This is a genomic window from Streptomyces sp. SID9727 (assembly GCF_010550605.1).
GTDB lineage: Bacteria > Actinomycetota > Actinomycetes > Streptomycetales > Streptomycetaceae > Streptomyces.
In genome coordinates this window covers 1-18,404 of sequence record NZ_JAAGNI010000278.1, presented here as the reverse complement: position 1 = coordinate 18,404, position 18,404 = coordinate 1, and the positions used below count along the sequence as shown (strand labels likewise).

Annotated in this window: 15 protein-coding genes and 1 rRNA gene; 12 read left to right on the top strand and 4 right to left on the bottom strand. The window is 70.8% G+C overall.

The annotated features are described in order from the left end of the window. The first annotated feature begins 496 nt into the window (after positions 1 to 496). Together G3I41_RS18000 and G3I41_RS17995 are read left to right on the top strand one after the other, a co-directional pair. Positions 497 to 844, top strand: coding sequence for a hypothetical protein (locus G3I41_RS18000; RefSeq protein WP_164401239.1), 348 nt, complete (start codon positions 497 to 499; stop codon positions 842 to 844). Between the two features lie 37 nt (positions 845 to 881). Next, positions 882 to 1,187 carry a WXG100 family type VII secretion target gene (locus G3I41_RS17995; RefSeq protein WP_164401238.1) on the top strand — a complete coding sequence of 102 codons (306 nt, stop codon included), beginning with the start codon at positions 882 to 884 and terminating at the stop codon, positions 1,185 to 1,187. 91 nt (positions 1,188 to 1,278) lie between these two features. Here the strand turns inward: G3I41_RS17995 and G3I41_RS17990 are convergent, their stop codons facing one another. Beyond that, complete coding sequence (locus G3I41_RS17990; protein ID WP_073963635.1) at positions 1,279 to 1,512, bottom strand: DUF397 domain-containing protein; 234 nt, start codon at positions 1,510 to 1,512, stop codon at positions 1,279 to 1,281. 98 nt (positions 1,513 to 1,610) lie between these two features. Continuing rightward, positions 1,611 to 5,549 carry a type VII secretion protein EccCa gene (gene eccCa / locus G3I41_RS17985; protein ID WP_343242162.1) on the bottom strand — a complete coding sequence of 1,313 codons (3,939 nt, stop codon included), beginning with the start codon at positions 5,547 to 5,549 and terminating at the stop codon, positions 1,611 to 1,613. Positions 5,550 to 5,758: 209 nt separating this feature from the next. On the opposite strand from eccCa, the gene eccD reads away from it, so the two are divergent. From eccD to G3I41_RS17955, 6 genes are all read left to right on the top strand, one after another. Then, complete coding sequence (gene eccD / locus G3I41_RS17980; RefSeq protein ID WP_164401237.1) at positions 5,759 to 7,198, top strand: type VII secretion integral membrane protein EccD; 1,440 nt, start codon at positions 5,759 to 5,761, stop codon at positions 7,196 to 7,198. A 176-nt stretch (positions 7,199 to 7,374) separates the two neighbouring features. Then, the gene (gene rpsO / locus G3I41_RS17975) at positions 7,375 to 7,665 is read left to right on the top strand and encodes a 30S ribosomal protein S15 (RefSeq protein WP_018102307.1); all 291 of its coding nucleotides are present in this window, start codon (positions 7,375 to 7,377) and stop codon (positions 7,663 to 7,665) included. A gap of 270 nt (positions 7,666 to 7,935) precedes the next feature. Then, positions 7,936 to 10,161: a polyribonucleotide nucleotidyltransferase gene (locus tag G3I41_RS17970; protein ID WP_164401240.1), complete on the top strand. Its 2,226-nt coding sequence runs from the start codon at positions 7,936 to 7,938 to the stop codon at positions 10,159 to 10,161. Then, positions 10,158 to 11,537: a pitrilysin family protein gene (locus tag G3I41_RS17965; RefSeq protein ID WP_164401236.1), complete on the top strand. Its 1,380-nt coding sequence runs from the start codon at positions 10,158 to 10,160 to the stop codon at positions 11,535 to 11,537. The genes G3I41_RS17970 and G3I41_RS17965 overlap by 4 nt, the downstream gene beginning before the upstream one ends. A 21-nt stretch (positions 11,538 to 11,558) precedes the next feature. Then, positions 11,559 to 12,311: a 4-hydroxy-tetrahydrodipicolinate reductase gene (gene dapB, locus G3I41_RS17960; RefSeq protein WP_164401235.1), complete on the top strand. Its 753-nt coding sequence runs from the start codon at positions 11,559 to 11,561 to the stop codon at positions 12,309 to 12,311. 11 nt (positions 12,312 to 12,322) lie between these two features. Further along, positions 12,323 to 12,847, top strand: a complete 525-nt coding sequence (locus tag G3I41_RS17955) for a tetratricopeptide repeat protein (RefSeq protein ID WP_164401234.1) — start codon at positions 12,323 to 12,325, stop codon at positions 12,845 to 12,847. A 69-nt stretch (positions 12,848 to 12,916) separates the two neighbouring features. On the opposite strand, the gene G3I41_RS17950 is transcribed toward G3I41_RS17955, so the two are convergent. Together G3I41_RS17950 and G3I41_RS17945 are read right to left on the bottom strand one after the other, a co-directional pair. After that, entirely contained in the window at positions 12,917 to 13,468 is a 552-nt protein-coding gene (locus tag G3I41_RS17950; protein WP_164401233.1) for a hypothetical protein, read from the bottom strand. A gap of 94 nt (positions 13,469 to 13,562) precedes the next feature. Beyond that, positions 13,563 to 13,802 (bottom strand): hypothetical protein, encoded by a 240-nt coding sequence (locus tag G3I41_RS17945; RefSeq protein ID WP_164401232.1) that lies wholly within the window; start codon positions 13,800 to 13,802, stop codon positions 13,563 to 13,565. 196 nt (positions 13,803 to 13,998) lie between these two features. Between G3I41_RS17945 and thyX the strand changes: the two genes are divergently transcribed. The 4 genes from thyX to G3I41_RS17925 all read left to right on the top strand — a co-directional run. Continuing rightward, positions 13,999 to 14,736, top strand: a complete 738-nt coding sequence (gene thyX, locus G3I41_RS17940; RefSeq protein ID WP_164401231.1) for an FAD-dependent thymidylate synthase — start codon at positions 13,999 to 14,001, stop codon at positions 14,734 to 14,736. Between the two features lie 153 nt (positions 14,737 to 14,889). After that, complete coding sequence (dapA, locus tag G3I41_RS17935) at positions 14,890 to 15,789, top strand: 4-hydroxy-tetrahydrodipicolinate synthase (RefSeq protein WP_164401230.1); 900 nt, start codon at positions 14,890 to 14,892, stop codon at positions 15,787 to 15,789. A gap of 157 nt (positions 15,790 to 15,946) precedes the next feature. Continuing rightward, positions 15,947 to 17,632, top strand: coding sequence for a ribonuclease J (locus G3I41_RS17930; protein ID WP_164401229.1), 1,686 nt, complete (start codon positions 15,947 to 15,949; stop codon positions 17,630 to 17,632). A gap of 544 nt (positions 17,633 to 18,176) precedes the next feature. After that, positions 18,177 to 18,404 (top strand): 16S ribosomal RNA (locus G3I41_RS17925); the annotation flags it as partial.

Genomic DNA, 18,404 nt, shown 5'->3' with positions numbered 1-18,404 from the left:
GCGCCGCCCCCTACGTGAGCGCGGTCGCCGCACTGATGCGCGCCACGTACCCGCACCGGACGGCCGCGCGAATCGCCGCCCGCGTCGAACAGACCGCGGAACGCTCCGTCAACGGCCGTGACGACTTCGTCGGATGGGGTGTAGTCGACCCGGTCCGCGCACGGTCCGGTGACGACACCCCGAAGGGGCGCCGCACGCCGACGAGCCGCCCTCCGCCGCCCGCGCACCCGACCCGGCACCGCTGTCCGCCGCGGACACCCCGCAACGGCGAGACCGCCGCTGCGCCGCCTGGGCCATGGCCTCACGGCCCTGCCGACCGGTGCGGTGGCGGGCGCGGCGGCCGTCGCGCGGGAGCTGCGCCGACGCCGTACGGGACGAGCCCGAGGGCCCCCGGGATCCGTCCTCCCGCACCCGCGAGGGGCCTCCACGGCGGCCGGGGACGGACGTCCGAATGGCTAGCCTGAGCCGCCTGAACGGCCCAGAGAGAGGACCACGTATGACCAGCCCCACGGGTGGGTTCGCGCTCGCCGACGACCCGGTCGTCCAGGCCAGGAACAAGATCGTCCACACCGCCGAGGCGGTGTCCCGGCAGGCCCGCGAGCTGGCCGACGTCCTCGCGACGGTGGGGGCCGGCTGGACCGGCGCGGGCGCCTCGGGGTTCACCTCCGCCCAGCTCGTGGTCAACGAGGACCACGACGAGATCCGGCGCCTCCTCGGCGTACTGCTCAACGCCGTCGACGGCACCAGGAACCTCAGCAACGCGAACGACGAGGAGGTCCGCGCCGCCTTCAGGACGGTGCGGGAACCGGCTTCCGCCGGCGGCTCCGCCCTGAACGGCGTCTGAACCCGGCGCCGTTCCCCCGACACGACAGAGGAGACCGATGGGGTACGACCCGCACACCAAGGTCAGGTACGAGAGCGTCCAGGAGGTCGCCAACCGCATCCGCGCGGTCTCGCGGAACATCTGCCGGGACCTGGAGGAGATGGACGCCGCGCTCAAGGTCGTCACCGACACCTGGGACGGCCAGGCGCACGCCGAGTACGTGACCCTCCAGCACAAGTACCGGAACAAGGCCGACCACATGAGGGCCCGGCTCGACGAGGTCGCGAGGCTCATCGAGACCGGCAAGGACCACTACCGGGCCACCGACCTCCGGTCCTCCCGCCTGTTCACCGAGGCCTACTGACAGGACCCGGGGCCGACGTACCGGGCCCCCGGGCCCGGACGTACGAAGGGGCACGTTCACCCGAACGTGCCCCGCGCCCACCCGGTGACGACTACGGAAGGTCGAACTCGCCGTCCCTCGCGCCGAGAACGAAGGCGGTCCACTCGGCCTCCGTGTACCTGAGCACCGTGTCCGGGTCCAGAGAGGAGCGCATGGCCACCGCGCCGCCGGGAAGGTGCGCGATCTCGACGCGCTCCTCCTCCTGCTCCGTCCCGGGAGCACACAGCCATTCCACCCCCGAGATGTCGAGTGCGTACAGCTCGTCCTTCTCCGCCTGCGTGCCCATCGTGAGGGCTCCTTTCCTTACCTGGCTCTGCAACGGCACCGTACAGGCAACACGGCGGCCGGGGATCCGCTCCTCCGAACTCCCGCGGCCCCCTGCGCTCAACCCCGTTCCGGCAGCCAGCCGGTCTGCACGAGGCTCTTCCCACCGCGCCGGGTCGCCATGCACGCGCGCCCCGGCGGCATGGGGCGGGCACGCACCGAGCCGACCAGATCGCCCTCCCCCGGATCGCCCGACAGCACGACCCCCTGCGCGCCCAGCTCCTTGATCCGCTGCAGGAACGGCTCGTACATCGCGCGGGACGCGCCCGCACAGGTGCGCGCGACGACGAAGCGCACCCCGGTGTCGCGCGCGAACGGCAGGCAGTCCGCGAGGGGAGCGAGAGGGCTGCCCGTGGCCGTCGCGACGAGGTCGTAGTCGTCCACGACGACGAAGATCCGCGGACCCGTCCACCAATTGCGCTCCCGCAACTGCCGGGGTGTGACATCGGCCGGAGGCCGGCGTCGCGCGAACACCCCGGCCAGCGCCTCCATATGCGTCGCGAGCGCGTCCGGCGTCGGCGCGTACTCCAGCAGATGGCTCTCCGGCAGGGCTCCCAGCAGCCCCCGCCGGTAGTCCCCGACGACGAGCTTCGCCTCGTCGGGGGAGTAGCGGCGGGCGATCTGCCGGGCGAGCAGCCGGAGCAGAGCCGTCTTCCCCGATTCGCTCTCCCCGAACACCAGCAGGAAGGGATCGGCGTCGAAGTCCACGAACACCGGCTCCAGATCGGACTCGGCGATGCCGATCGCGACCCCCCGCTCCGGGAACTCGTCCCCCTTGGGCAGCCGCTCGGCGGGGAGCACGGCGGGCAGCAGCCGTACGGGCGGGGCCGGCGGACCCGCCCAGTCCTCCCGGATCCGCCCGGCCAGCGCCGCCGTACGCTCCGGCAGACCGGCCGCGTCCTCCACCGGGCCCAGGCACGGTGCCGCGGCCAGGAAGTGCAGCCCCTCCGCCACCTGACCCCGGCCCGGCACACCGGCGGGCACCCGCGCGGCCACCCTCCGGTCGAACTCGGAGTCCGACACGTCACCGAGCCGCAGTTCGAGCCGCCCGGCCAGGTGGTCCTTGAGCGCGGCCCGCACCTCCAGGTAACGGGCGGCGGTGAGCACCACATGGACCCCGTAACCGAGACCCCGGGCCGCGATGTCGGTGACGACGGGCTCCAACTCCTCGTACTCCGTACGGAAACCGCCCCAGCCGTCCACGACGAGGAAGACGTCGCCCCACGCCTCACCGGGCGGACCGCCCCGGGCCCGCTCGCGCCGGTACGCGGCCATGGAACCGATGCCCCGCGCCCGGAACGCCTCCTCACGGGCCCGCAGCACCCCGGCCACCTCCGCGACCGTACGCCGCACGCGCTCGGGGTCCAGCCGTGAGGCGACCGAGCCGACGTGCGGCAGGTCCGACAGCGAAGCGAGCGCACCACCGCCGAAGTCGAGACCGTAGAACTGCACTTCACCCGGGGTGTGGGTGAGCGCGAAGGACATGACCAGCGCGCACAGCACCGTGGACTTGCCGGACTGCGGCCCGCCGACCACCAGCATGTGCCCCGCCGCCCCGGAGAAGTCCTGGAACAGCACCTCGCGCCGCTGCTCGAACGGCTTGTCCACGAGCCCGAGCGGAACGACCAGCCCGCCACGACCGCCGTCCCCCGCGACGGTGAACCCGCGCTCCGGGTCCGTACCGAGGGCCGGCAGCAGCGCGTCCAGCCCCGGCGCCCGGTCCAGCGGAGGCAGCCACACCCGATGAGCGGGCACGCCCTGCCCCTCGAGCCGCCGCACCACCACGTCGAGCACGGACTCCGCGACCGCGTCGCCCCCGCGCACCTCTGCCACAGAAGCAGAAGCAGAAGCAGAAGCAGGCACCGGCACGGGCACCGGCAGCGCGCTGAACAGCGCCGCCGCAAGCCCGCCAGGCCCCTGCCCGGCAGCCCGACCGGGCCCACCCGGCCGGTACGGACCCGAGACGTACGCGGCTTTGAAGCGGGTCAGTTCCCGCGTACCGGTCTTCAGGAACCCCGAACCGGGCACCGGCGGCAGGTCGTACGCGTCCGGTACGCCCAGCGCGGCCCGCGACTCCTCCGCCGAGAACGTCCGCAGCCCGATCCGGTACGAGAGATAGGTCTCCAGACCCCGCAGCCTCCCCTCCTCAAGACGCTGGGACGCCAGCAGCAGGTGCACACCCAGCGAACGGCCGATGCGCCCGATCCGGATGAACGTGTCGATGAAGTCGGGCTGAGCGGCCAGGAGTTCGGAGAACTCGTCGATGACCAGCACCAGCGTCGCCAACGGTTCCAGCGCTGCGCCCGCCGCCCGGGCCCGCTCGTAGTCGTGGATGCCGGCGAAGTTGCCCGCCGCCCGCAGCAGTTCCTGACGGCGCTGGAGCTCCCCGCGCAGCGCGTCGCCCATCCGGTCGACCAGCGCCAGGTCGTCGGCCAGATTCGTGATCACGGCGGCCACGTGCGGCATCCCCGCCATCCCCGCGAACGTCGCCCCGCCCTTGAAGTCGGCGAGCACGAAGTTCAGCGTTTCGGAGGAATGAGTGACGGCAAGACCGAGCACCAGCGTCCGCAGCAGCTCGGACTTCCCCGAACCGGTGGCGCCCACACACAGCCCGTGCGGCCCCATCCCGTCGAGCGCGGACTCCTTCAGGTCGAGCACCACCGGGACACCGTCCTCGCCCACCCCGATCGGCACCCGCAGCCGCTCCGCCACCGGCCGGGGCCGCCAGGTCCGCTCCACCTCCACCGCCCCCGCGTCACCCAGCTCCAGCAGATCCGTGAAGTCCAGCGCGTCCAGCAGCGGCTCGTCCCCGTCCCGCCCGCCGGCCCGCAACGGAGCGAGCCGCCGGGCCAGTGCCTCCGCCGCCGGCAGCGACAGCCCGTCCGGCACACCCGCCCCGCACTCCGTCTCCAGCACACCGGAGCGCACCCGCACACCCAGCGCACCGCGCGGGCCCTCCGCGTCCCCCGGAGCCACCTCGACCAGCGTCACCCCCTCCACGCCCCCCGCCGCACCCAGCACCGAACCCCTGGCCACCCCCGCCCCGTCCAGCACCACGACGACATGCGGCCGGTCCGGCACCGGCACCCCCTCCGACGCGAAGCGCCCGCGCCCCTCCAGCAGAGGACCCAGCAGCGGTTCCAGCCCGCCCGGCTCCCGGGCGAACAGCCGCTTCGCACCGGCACCGTCCACCTCACCGGGCACCTGGACATGCGGCAGCCACTTCACCCACTCCCAGCACACCGCGACATCCCGCGCGGCCACCACCGCCACCACCAGATCCCTGGGCGAGTGCAACGCCGCCAACTGCGCCACCAGCGCCCGCGCCGCCGCCCTGACCGGCTCCGCCGACCCACTCAGCCGCACCCGGTACGCCTCCCGCAGCGGAACGCACAACGGCAGGCCGTCGAGAGAGCCGTGCACCGCCACGAACCGCCGCACCGCGCCCGCGCACACCGGCTCCGGCTCGCCCGGAGCGTGCTCCGGCACGGCCAACGGGGTCGCGAGCCGCTGCCTGCCGAGCCCGATCCGCACCACCGCGAAGTCCACGTCACCAGGCCGCCGTTCCCACACCCGGCTCCCGCCCGTGACCACCGCCCACAGCTGATCGGGGGCGGGATGGGTGAACAGCAGACCGTCGCGCTGGAGCCGCGCCGTCCGCCGCACCGCACGGCGGACCCGCGCCAGCCGGGCGAGGTAGTCGCCCCGCGCGTCCGCCGTCCGCCCCCGCGTACCGCGCCGGTACCGCACCACCTGGGCCACCACCATCGCCAGCGTCGACACCAGCATCAGCACACCCATGATCCGCAGGGACGGCGGCGCCTGCGGCGAGAAGAAGAACACCACCGACGACGCCATGCCCAGCACCGGAAGAAGCTGCATCAGCACCCCCTCGCGCTGCCCGCGCGGCAGCACCGGAGGCGGCTCCAACAACACCTCGTTCGTGGGAACTTCCGGCGGCAGCAGGCGGGGCGGTCGCTTCACGACGATCTGACTCACCGGTGCATCGATCCTTGGGTGCGGAGGCGTGTGGGACGGGGCGGAAAGGGGAAGGGCGGGCCGGCGCGTGCGCACCTCGGGAGGACACCCCTCGCCCCGAAGCGCCCGTGATCCTACGCACTGTCAGCCTTCGCCCCGATCCGCCCGATAGGGTGGCCCGCCCATCGTGCGGACACCGCCGACCAGCGACGAACAGGGGCCCCCGACACGTGAGTCCGACCGCAACGACCGGCTTCCGCCGCGTCACCGTCGTCACGCCCGACAGCCGCATCGACGTCGCCCTGCCCGAGGACATCGCCGCCGCCGACATCTGGCCCGAGATCCTGCGCCTCACCGGACCCGCCGGGCCCGCCGCCGCGCCCCCCGGCCACCACCTCGTGCGGCTCGACGGAACGGTCCTGGACGGCGCCCGCACCCTCGCCGCGCAACGCGTCCTCGACGGCGACATCCTCACCCTGCGCCCCTTCGCCGCCTCGCTGCCCCCACCCGTCTTCGACGACGTCACCGACGCCATCGCCTCGGCCACCGGCCGCGACCGCCACCTGTGGAGCGACGACCTGCTGCGCGGCACGGCCCCGGCCGCGGGCGCGCTGCTCCTCCTCCTGGCGGCCCTCGTCCTGTGGCGGACCGACCCGGTCCGCCACGACATGCACGGACCACCCGCAGCCGTCGCGGGCGCCGCCGCACTCCTGTCGGCCACCGTCGCCGCCGTACGCGCCCGGGTCCACGCCGACCGCGTGACCGCCGCCGCGCTCGGCCTGGGCGCCCTGCCGCTCGTCCTCCTCGCCGGATCCGGCCTCATCGCCCCGGAGCCGGGCGGGGGAGCGGGACGGCTGCAGTTCCTGCTCGGCTGCGCCGCCGTCCTCGTCGTCTCGGCCGCCCTCGCCGCGCTCGCCCCGTGCGGCGACGCCCCCTTCACCGGCGCCGCCTTCCTCGCCGGCGCCGGAGCACTGGCCGCGTTCGCCGCGATCCTCACCGAGGCGTCCGCCACCGCCACGGCCGCCGTCTGCGTCCCCGCCGCCCTCGGACTCATCGCGTTCCTGCCCGGCCTCTCGGCCCGTTTCGCCCGGCTCCCGATGGGGTACGCCGCGCCGTCGCCGACGGGCCCCTTCGGCGACGAGGACGACGAGCACGAGGAGGCGGACGCCACCCCCGTCGACACCCGCCTCGTCGCGGACCGGGTCCGGCGCGGCCACGAACTGCTGCTCGGCCTGGCCGGGGGCTGCGCGGGCCTGGCCGCCTCCGCGGCAGCCGTCCTCGGCGCCTCGGACAACACCTGGGCCCGGCTCCTCGCCCTCGCGGCCGGACTCGCGCTGCTGCTCCGCGCCCGCCTCTTCCGGTACACCGCCCAGGTGGCCTGCCTGCTGGTCGCGGGGATCGGCGCGCTCGCCGCCCCGGTCACCGGCCTCGCCCTCACCGCCCGGGGAGACGACCCGGCCCTGTATCCCCGTACGGCCGGACTGTGCGCGGCCCTCGTCGCCGGCGCCGTACTCCTCGCCGCCGCCGGGGCGACCGTCCCGCGCAAGGGCCTCTCCCCGTTCTGGGGCAGATTCCTGGACCTGGCCGAGAGCGCGCTCCTGCTCTCTCTCCTACCGCTCTGCCTCGCGGTCCTCGACCTCTACACGCGCGCGAGGGCGCTCACCGGCTGACGGCCGGCGGGGCCGGTCCGGGCGGCTGGTAGTCTGGCTGTGGCCGTTTGTGTACGCGTTCCCGGTTCGCTCTGGGAGCTGCGCTCATCGGACCCTCGCTCCCGAGTCACCCAAGCTCCCCTGAGAACCAGACCAGGGGCACTCGTGGGCGCATCGAACACCAAGAGGAGTACCGCGTGCCGCTCGACGCCGCTACGAAGAAGCAGATCATGACCGAGTTCGCGACGAAGGAGGGCGACACCGGTTCCCCCGAGGTCCAGGTCGCCATGCTCTCGCGCCGCATCTCGGACCTGACGGAGCACCTCAAGACGCACAAGCACGACCACCACTCCCGTCGTGGTCTGCTGATCCTGGTCGGCCAGCGTCGCCGCCTCCTGCAGTACCTGGCCAAGAAGGACATCCAGCGCTTCCGTGCGCTCGTCGACCGCCTCGGCATCCGCCGCGGTGCGGCCGGCGGCGCCAAGTAAGACCGCTGCGCAAGGGAGCGGTTCCCTCACTCAGGGAGCCGCTCCCTTTGCCGTACGTGCGGTACCGGGGGCAACCTCAGTAACCTGGACGTACAACAACAGACGAGGAGAGGCGCCGCACGGCCGCCGCCGGTCCTCGGTAGTGGCCCCCGGGACAACGCCCGGGAGCTTCGATCGAAGACCGGCCCCGCACAGACGGCGCGCTTCTCCGCTCCGTCCGGCGCCACACGGGCGTCCGGACGAAAGACGACGAGTATGGAGAATTCACTAGTGGAGAACGAGACCCACTACGCCGAGGCCGTTATCGACAACGGAACCTTCGGCACCCGCACCATCCGCTTCGAGACGGGCCGCCTGGCGAAGCAGGCCGCCGGCTCCGCCGTCGCGTACCTGGACGACGACACCATGGTGCTGTCGGCCACCACCGCTTCCAAGCGGCCCAAGGACAACCTCGACTTCTTCCCCCTCACGGTGGACGTCGAGGAGCGGCAGTACGCCGCGGGCAAGATCCCCGGCTCCTTCTTCCGCCGCGAGGGCCGCCCCTCCGAGGACGCGATCCTCACCTGCCGCCTGATCGACCGCCCGCTGCGCCCGTCCTTCAAGAAGGGCCTGCGCAACGAGATCCAGATCGTCGAGACGATCATGGCGCTCAACCCCGACCACCTGTACGACGTGGTCGCGATCAACGCCGCGTCGGCGTCCACGATCCTGGCGGGCCTGCCCTTCTCCGGCCCGATCGGCGCCACCCGCGTCGCCCTGATCAAGGGCCAGTGGGTCGCCTTCCCGACGCACACCGAGCTCGAGGACGCCGTCTTCGACATGGTCGTCGCGGGCCGCGTCCTGGAGGACGGCGACGTCGCGATCATGATGGTCGAGGCCGAGGCCACCGAGAAGACCATCCAGCTCGTCAAGGACGGCGCCGAGGCCCCGACCGAAGAGGTCGTCGCCGCGGGTCTGGAAGCCTCCAAGCCCTTCATCAAGGTGCTCTGCAAGGCGCAGTCCGACCTCGCCGCCAAGGCCGCCAAGCCCACCGGCGAGTTCCCGGTCTTCCTCGACTACCAGGACGACGTCCTGGAGGCCCTCACCAAGGCCGTCAGCACCGAGCTCGCCAAGGCGCTCACCATCGCCGGCAAGCAGGAGCGCGAGGCGGAGCTCGACCGCATCAAGGAGATCGCGGGCGAGAAGCTCCTCCCCGAGTTCGAGGGCCGCGAGAAGGAGATCTCCGGCGCCTACCGCGCGCTGACCAAGAAGCTGGTCCGCGAGCGCGTCATCAAGGACAAGGTCCGCATCGACGGCCGCGGCGTCACGGACATCCGTACGCTCGCCGCCGAGGTCGAGGCCATCCCGCGCGTGCACGGCTCCGCCCTGTTCGAGCGTGGCGAGACCCAGATCCTGGGCGTCACCACCCTCAACATGCTCCGCATGGAGCAGCAGCTGGACACCCTCTCCCCGGTGACCCGCAAGCGCTACATGCACAACTACAACTTCCCGCCGTACTCCGTCGGCGAGACCGGCCGCGTGGGCTCGCCCAAGCGCCGCGAGATCGGCCACGGCGCGCTCGCCGAGCGCGCGATCGTGCCGGTCCTCCCGTCCCGCGAGGAGTTCCCCTACGCGATCCGCCAGGTCTCCGAGGCCCTGGGCTCCAACGGCTCGACGTCCATGGGTTCGGTCTGCGCCTCCACCATGTCCCTGCTGAACGCCGGTGTGCCCCTCAAGGCCGCCGTCGCCGGCATCGCCATGGGCCTGATCTCCCAGGAGATCGACGGCAAGACCCACTACGTCGCCCTCACCGACATCCTCGGTGCCGAGGACGCGTTCGGTGACATGGACTTCAAGGTCGCCGGTACGAAGCAGTTCGTCACCGCGCTCCAGCTCGACACCAAGCTCGACGGCATCCCCGCCTCGGTCCTGGCCGCCGCGCTGAAGCAGGCCCGCGACGCGCGCCTCCACATCCTCGACGTGATGAACGAGGCCATCGACGTCCCGGACGAGATGTCCCCGAACGCCCCGCGGATCATCACCGTCAAGATCCCGGTGGACAAGATCGGTGAGGTCATCGGCCCCAAGGGCAAGATGATCAACCAGATCCAGGAGGACACCGGCGCCGACATCACGATCGAGGACGACGGCACCATCTACATCGGTGCCCAGCAGGGCTCGCAGGCCGAGGCCGCCCGCGCCACGATCAACGCCATCGCCAACCCGACCATGCCGGAGGTCGGCGAGCGCTACCTGGGCACGGTCGTCAAGACCACCACCTTCGGTGCGTTCGTCTCGCTCATGCCGGGCAAGGACGGCCTGCTGCACATCTCGCAGATCCGGAAGCTGGCCGGCGGCAAGCGCGTGGAGAACGTCGAGGACGTTCTCGGCGTCGGCGCCAAGGTCCAGGTCGAGATCGCCGAGATCGACTCCCGCGGCAAGCTCTCCCTCGTCCCCGTGATCGAGGGCGAAGAGTCCGATGGCGGGTCCGAGAAGAAGGACGACGCCGACAAGTGACGTCCCGTAGTTCCGCGACGACGGCCCGCCCCTCCACGGAGGGGCGGGCCGTCGCCCGTACCCAAACGCTTCTCAAGGGCAGCAACGGCATCGGCACGGTCCGCCGTACGGTCCTCCCCGGCGGCCTCCGCGTCGTCACCGAGACCCTGCCCTCCGTACGCTCCGCCACCTTCGGCATCTGGGCGAACGTCGGCTCACGCGACGAGACGCCCGCCCTGAACGGTGCGACGCACTATCTCGAACACCTCCTCTTCAAGGGCACCGCCAAGCGCAGCGCCCTCGACATCTCCTCCGCCATCGACGCGGTCGGCGGCGAGATGAACGCCTTCACGGCGAAGGAGTACACCTGCTACTACGCGCGGGTCCTCGACACGGACCTGCCGCTCGCCATCGACGTCGTCTGCGACATGCTGACCGGCTCGCTGATCGCCCCCGAGGACGTCGACGCCGAGCGCGGCGTCATCCTCGAAGAGATCGCGATGACGGAGGACGACCCGGGCGACTGCGTGCACGACCTGTTCGCGCACACCATGCTCGGCGACACCCCGCTCGGCCGCCCCGTCCTCGGCACCGTCGACACGATCAACGCCCTGAACCGCGGCCAGATCGCCCGCTTCTACAAGAAGCACTACGACCCGACCCGCCTCGTCGTCGCCGCCGCGGGCAACATCGACCACGCCACCGTCGTACGCCAGGTCCGCAAGGCGTTCGACAGGGCCGGCGCCCTCTCCCGTACGGACGCGGTCCCCACCGCGCCCCGCGAGGGCTCCCGCGCCCTGCGCACCGCCGGCCGGGTCGAGGTCCTGGGCCGCAAGACCGAGCAGGCCCATGTGGTCCTCGGCATGCCCGGCCTGGCCCGCACCGACGAACGCCGCTGGGCCCTGGGCGTCCTCAACACCGCCCTCGGCGGCGGTATGAGCTCCCGCCTCTTCCAGGAGGTGCGGGAGAAGCGCGGCCTCGCCTACAGCGTCTACTCGTACACCTCGGGCTTCGCGGACTGCGGCCTGTTCGGCGTGTACGCGGGCTGCCGCCCGAGCCAGGTGCACGACGTCCTCAAGATCTGCCGGGACGAGCTCGACCGGGTCGCGTCGGACGGGCTGAGCGACGAGGAGATCAGCCGCGCGATCGGCCAGCTCTCCGGGTCCACCGTCCTCGGCCTGGAGGACACCGGCGCGCTGATGAACCGCATCGGCAAGAGCGAGCTGTGCTGGGGCGAGCAGATGTCGGTGGACGAGATGCTGTCCCGTATCAGCGAGGTGACACCGGACGACATCCGCTCCGTTGCGGGCGAGATACTCGGACACCGCCCCTCGCTGTCCGTCATCGGACCGCTCAAGGACAAGCAGGCCGCCCGTCTCCACGAAGCGGTCGCCTGAAACCCCCAAGGAAGCAGAGCAATGAGCAAGCTGCGCGTGGCCGTTCTCGGAGCCAAGGGCCGTATCGGCTCCGAGGCGGTACGAGCCGTCGAGGCCGCCGACGACCTGGAACTCGTGGCCGCACTCGGCCGGGGCGACAAGCTGGAGACCCTCGCCGAGACGGGCGCCCAGGTCGCCGTCGAGCTGACCACCCCCGCCTCGGTGATGGAGAACCTCGAGTACTGCGTCGGCCACGGCATCCACGCGGTGGTCGGCACCACCGGCTGGTCCGACGAACGGCTCGCGCAGCTCGGCACCTGGCTCTCCGCCTCCCCGGAGACCGGTGTGCTCATCGCACCGAACTTCTCCATCGGCGCGGTCCTCACCATGAGGTTCGCCCAGCAGGCGGCCCGCTACTTCGAGTCCGTCGAGGTCATCGAGCTTCACCACCCCAACAAGGCCGACGCGCCCTCGGGCACCGCCGCCCGCACCGCCCAGCTCATCGCCGCCGCCCGCCGGGAGGCGGACCGCGCCCCGCAGCCGGACGCCACCAGCACCGCGCTGGACGGGGCGCGCGGCGCCGACGTCGACGGCATCCCCGTCCACTCGGTCCGCCTCCGCGGCCTCCTGGCCCACCAGGAGGTGCTGCTCGGCGGCGAGGGCGAGACCCTCACCATCCGGCACGACTCCCTGCACCACAGCAGCTTCATGCCCGGCATCCTGCTCGGCGCCCGCCGCGTGGTGACCACTCCCGGCCTCACGTTCGGCCTGGAACACTTCCTCGACCTGAACTGACTGGCCCCGCCATGCGCGCAAAGATCACTTACGTCGTCACCGCTGCCGTCCTGGTCTTCTACTTCGTCCTGGTCGGCAGTCGTGGCGTCCTGCTCATCAAGCACGGCACCCTCATCACGGTGACCTTCGGGATCGCCGTGCTGGTCCTGCCGGCGATCGGCGTGTGGTTCCTGTGGAAGAACACCCAGTTCGTCCGCAGGGCCAACGCCCTGGCCGCCGAACTGGACGCGGAGGGCGGGCTCCCCGTCGACGAACTGCTGCGCACCCCCAGCGGCCGCATCGACCGGGCCTCCGCCGACGCGGTGTTCGAACGCCGCCGCGAGGAGACGGAGGACACCCCGGACGACTGGCGCTGCTGGTTCCGCCTGGCAGTCGCCTACCAGGACGCCCGGGACACCCCCCGAGCCCGCAAGGCCATGCAACGGGCGATCGCCTTGCACCGCTCCGGCGTCCCCGGCCCGTCGGGCGAACAGTCCAGCCCCTCCGGCGAACAGTCCAGCCCCTCCGGCGAACAGTCCAGCCCGTCCGGCGTTTGAGGACAAAAAAGGAGCCGTCCGGCGATTGAGGACACCTCACTCACCGGACGGCTCCGCGCCGCACACCCGCTACCGCGACCGGTACTCGTCCCCCCACGCCTCAATCGTGTCCGCCGCCCGGTCGAACGCCTCCCCACGCGCAAGGAAATCCGCGTTGGAGTCGGTGAGCAACGGCGGCACCGCGTCCCCGCCCTTGCGGACGACGATCAGCGCCTGACCCTGCACGGTGCGGGGGAACCCGAGCCACTTCACCGGCTGCTGCACCGTCCGTACGGCAGTGGCCCGGCTCCACGGAACGGTCGTCGTACGGAAGAAGCCCACCCGGCGCACACCGTGCCGGCTCACCCAGGCACCGATGCGCAGCATCCGCAGGGCGCACAGAATGAGCGCGAGGGCGAGTGCGAGACACGCCCCCGCCCCCGGCAGGGCTCCGGCGAACGCGATGATCATCCCGGCGAACAGGATGAACGAGGCGAGCAGCAGCAGACCGGCCGCGGCGGCGACCCGCCACGGACCGGGACGGTACGGCCGCCGCCAGCTGTCGTGGTCGTCGAACGGCAGCGCCACGTCCTCCGCGTTCGTGTCAAACGCGCGGTCGGCCGTCAGGAAGGGCAGGGGCACGACTGATCCTCACTCACAAGCACGCTCGATTGCTGTGCCCGGTGAGGCTACCGAGGAGATGCCCCGACCGACCACCCCAGGGGGTCCGTCCGGGTCAGCGCCCGTGCGCCGCCTCGGTCTGCTGGGTGTGCGCCGGCGCCTGCTCCGGCCCCAGGGCCGGCAGGCCGAGGAGCAGCGACCCCGCGAGACCGCCGACGACGACGAGGCCGATCAGGACGCGCCCGGCGCGCTCGGAGACCGTGCTGCGGGGGCGGGGAGGCGGTGTGACGTTACTGCGGAACCGCTCGGACTCGGCTACGAACGAGAACGGGACGGATTCACGCCGGCGGAACATGGGGTGGCTCTCCTTGGAGTCTCTTTCGGGTGGTGCTACAGAGTCAGACGCACGCCTACCCCGATCGGTGCCCCGAATCGCCGATTCACCCGGCGAAATCATGAAAATCTCCGGCGGGGAGCCACTGGTGAGCCCCTCCCTCCCCAGCCCGTAGAGTTGTCGCCGCCCGAGCGATGCCATTGGAAGGACCCTGCCGGTGACCGACACCCCCGAGCCCACGAAGGCCCATTTCCGCAGTGACGTCACCGTCGACCTGGTGAAATCCGCTGCGGGCGACGCCGACGTGCTGTTCGCCGCCCGTGTCTCCACGGCCGGTGAGCAGTCCCTGGAGGAGATCGCCAAGGACCCCGAGCGCTCGAAGGGCCTCATCAACTACCTGATGCGGGACCGGCACGGCAGCCCGTTCGAGCACAACTCGATGACCTTCTTCATCAGCGCCCCGATCTTCGTGTTCCGCGAGTTCATGCGGCACCGCGTCGGCTGGTCGTACAACGAGGAGTCGGGCCGCTACAGGGAGTTGCAGCCGGTCTTCTACGTCCCCGACACGTCCCGCAAGCTCATCCAGCAGGGCCGCCCCGGCAAGTACGAGTTCGTCGAGGGGACGCCGGAGCAGCACGCGGTCACCAGCCGGGCCATGGAGGACTCGTACCGGCAGTCGTACGAGGCGTACCAGGAGATGCTGGCGGCGGGCGTGGCCCGCGAGGTGGCCCGCGCGGTGCTCCCGGTCGGCCTGTTCTCCACCATGTACGCCACGTGCAACGCGCGCTCCCTGATGCACTTCCTCGGCTTGCGCACGCAGCACGAGATGGCGAAGGTGCCCTCGTTCCCGCAGCGGGAGATCGAGATGGTGGGCGAGCAGATGGAGGCCCACTGGGCCCGGCTCATGCCGCTCACCCATGCAGCCTTCAACAAAAATGGACGCGTCGCCCCATAGGGCGGTGTCCGTATTGCGGCGTTTCGAGAAGTTCATCTAGGCTGATCAAACGGACCCGGCACTGCTTGAACCCCCGAGCAGGCAGTGCCGGGCTCCTCTTGCTTGTCCCCCCGAGGGGGCACCGTGCGTCGAGCAGCGAGTAGCGTGTTACCCATGGCTCCGATCTCCACTCCGCAGACCCCCTTCGGGCGGGTCCTCACCGCTATGGTCACGCCGTTCACGGCGGACGGCGCTCTCGACATCGAGGGCGCGCAGCGGCTCGCCACCCACCTGGTGGACGCAGGCAACGACGGCCTGATCATCAACGGCACCACCGGCGAGTCCCCGACCACCAGCGACGCGGAGAAAGACCAGCTCGTCAGGGCCGTCCTCGAAGCGGTGGGCGACCGGGCCCACGTCGTCGCCGGCATCGGGACCAATGACACCCGGCACAGCGTCGAGCTGGCCCGCACCGCCGAGCGCAGCGGCGTCCACGGCCTCCTCGCCGTGACCCCGTACTACAACAAGCCGCCGCAGGAGGGCCTGCTGCGGCACTTCACCGCCATCGCGGACGCCACCGGCCTGCCGGTTATGCTCTACGACATCCCGGGCCGCAGCGGTGTGCCGATCGACACGGAGACGCTCGTACGGCTCTCCGAACACCCCCGGATCGTCGCCAACAAGGACGCCAAGGGCGACCTGGGCCGCGCGAGCTGGGCCATCGCCCGGTCGGGCCTCGCCTGGTACTCCGGCGACGACATGCTGAACCTCCCCCTGCTGTCCGTCGGCGCGGTCGGGGTGGTCTCCGTCGTCGGCCACGTCGTCACCCCGGACCTGCGGGCGCTCATCGAGGCCCACCTCGGCGGAGACGTGCAGAAGGCCACCGAGATCCACCAGAAGCTGCTGCCGGTCTTCACCGGCATGTTCCGCACCCAGGGCGTGATCACCACCAAGGCCGCGCTCACGCTCCAGGGCCTCCCGGCGGGCCCGCTCCGGCTGCCCCTGGTCGAACTGACCGCGCAGGAGACGGCCCAGCTCAAGATCGATCTCGCCGCCGGCGGGGTAGAGCTCTGACAACGGACTTCACAACTGAATACACGAAACACAGCTGCACACGTGGGGAAACCCGCATCACAGCACCCCAGCACCACCCAAGACAACAGCAAGTGCACGAATGACATGCGCGCCACGTGCCCAAGCGGTACGTGGCGCGCGTGGTAAGGAGAGTCTTTTGAGTCATCCGCATCCTGAACTCGGCACCCCGCCGAAGCTCGCGAAGGGCGCCCTCCGGGTCACCCCGCTCGGCGGCCTCGGTGAGATCGGCCGGAACATGACGGTCTTCGAGTACGGCGGCCGCCTGCTCATCGTCGACTGCGGTGTCCTCTTCCCCGAGGAGGAGCAGCCCGGGATCGACCTGATCCTGCCGGACTTCACGACCATCCGGGACCGCCTGGACGACGTCGAGGGCATCGTCCTCACGCACGGCCACGAGGACCACATCGGCGGTGTCCCGTACCTCCTCCGCCTGAAGCCGGACATCCCGCTCATCGGCTCCAAGCTCACCCTCGCGCTGATCGAGGCCAAGCTCCAGGAGCACCGCATCCGTCCGTACACCCTGGAGGTGGCGGAGGGGCAGCGCGAGCGCATCGGAGTCTTCGACTGCGAGTTCGTCGCGGTCAACCACTCCATCCCGGACGCCCTCGCGGTCGCCATCCGGACCCCCGCGGGCATGGCCGTCGCCACCGGTGACTTCAAGATGGACCAGCTTCCGCTGGACGGCCGCCTCACCGACCTGCACGCCTTCGCCCGGCTGAGCGAGGAGGGCATCGACCTTCTGCTCTCCGACTCCACGAACGCCGAGGTCCCCGGCTTCGTACCGCCCGAGCGGGACATCCAGAACGTTCTGCGCAACGTATTCGCCAACGCGCAGAAGCGCATCATCGTGGCGAGCTTCGCCAGCCATGTGCACCGCATCCAGCAGATCCTGGACACGGCGCACGAGTACGGCCGCCGGGTCGCGTTCGTCGGGCGTTCGATGGTCCGCAACATGGGGATCGCCCGTGACCTGGGCTACCTGAAGGTGCCCGCCGGGCTCGTCGTGGACGTCAAGACCCTGGACGACCTGCCGGACGACGAGGTCGTGCTCGTCTGCACCGGTTCGCAGGGCGAGCCGATGGCGGCCCTCTCCCGGATGGCCAACCGCGACCACCAGATCCGCATCGTCCAGGGCGACACGGTCATCCTGGCCTCTTCCCTGATCCCGGGGAACGAGAACGCGGTCTACCGAGTGATCAACGGCCTCTCGCGTTGGGGCGCCAACGTCGTCCACAAGGGCAACGCGAAGGTCCACGTCTCGGGCCACGCCTCGGCCGGCGAGCTGCTGTACTTCTACAACATCTGCCGCCCGAAGAACCTGATGCCGGTCCACGGCGAATGGCGCCACCTGCGGGCCAACGCCGAGCTCGGCGCCCTGACCGGCGTGCCGAAGGACCACATCGTCATCGCCGAGGACGGCGTGGTCGTGGACCTGATCGACGGCAAGGCGAAGATCGTCGGCAAGGTCCAGGCCGGTTACGTGTACGTCGACGGCCTCTCCGTCGGCGATGTCACGGAGACCTCGCTCAAGGACCGCCGCATCCTCGGCGACGAGGGCATCATCTCGGTGTTCCTGGTGGTCGACAGCTCCTCGGGCAAGATCGTGGGCGGCCCGCACATCCAGGCCCGCGGCTCCGGTATCGACGACGCCGCGTTCACCGCGGTCGTCCCGAAGATCGAGGACGCGCTCAACAAGTCGGCCCAGGACGGCGTCATGGAGCCCCACCAGCTTCAGCAGCTGATCCGCCGCACGGTGGGCAAGTGGGTCTCGGACACCTATCGCCGGCGCCCGATGATCCTCCCCGTCGTCGTCGAGGTCTGACCCTCCGACAGGCGCGAACTCCGGAGCGGGGCCCCCGATTTGCATCGGGGCGCCCCGCTCCAGTACGTTTACGTCTCCACCTCAGCGGGAAGCAGCGAGCGCACCTGTGCGCCCTAAAGCTTTCAAGAGGGGGTGGAAAATCCGACGCAGAACTTCTGATAAAGTCGGAGCCGCCGGAAAGGGAAACGCGAAAGCGGAGAACTGGAAAGCGAAAACTGCTTGACCCGCTTCGACCGGGAATCGGACACGAAAGAGTCTGATAGAGTCGGAAACGCAAGACCGAAGGGAAGCGCCCGGAGGAAAGCCCGCAGGGGTGAGTACAAAGGAAGCGTCCGTTCCTTGAGAACTCAACAGCGTGCCAAAAGTCAACGCCAGATATGTTGATACCCCGGCCTGCTTCGGCAGGTTGGTGGTTCCTTTGAAAGTCCTGCACGGGTCTTCGGGTCCGGGTAGGCACAACACAGCGAGGACGCAGTGGACAACGGGTCATATTCCGACCTTGTTGTTCCGCTCTCGTGATGTGTCTCCCGATTACGGGAAAACATTCACGGAGAGTTTGATCCTGGCTCAGGACGAACGCTGGCGGCGTGCTTAACACATGCAAGTCGAACGATGAAGCCCTTCGGGGTGGATTAGTGGCGAACGGGTGAGTAACACGTGGGCAATCTGCCCTTCACTCTGGGACAAGCCCTGGAAACGGGGTCTAATACCGGATAACACTCTCTTCCTCCTGGGAGGGGGTTGAAAGCTCCGGCGGTGAAGGATGAGCCCG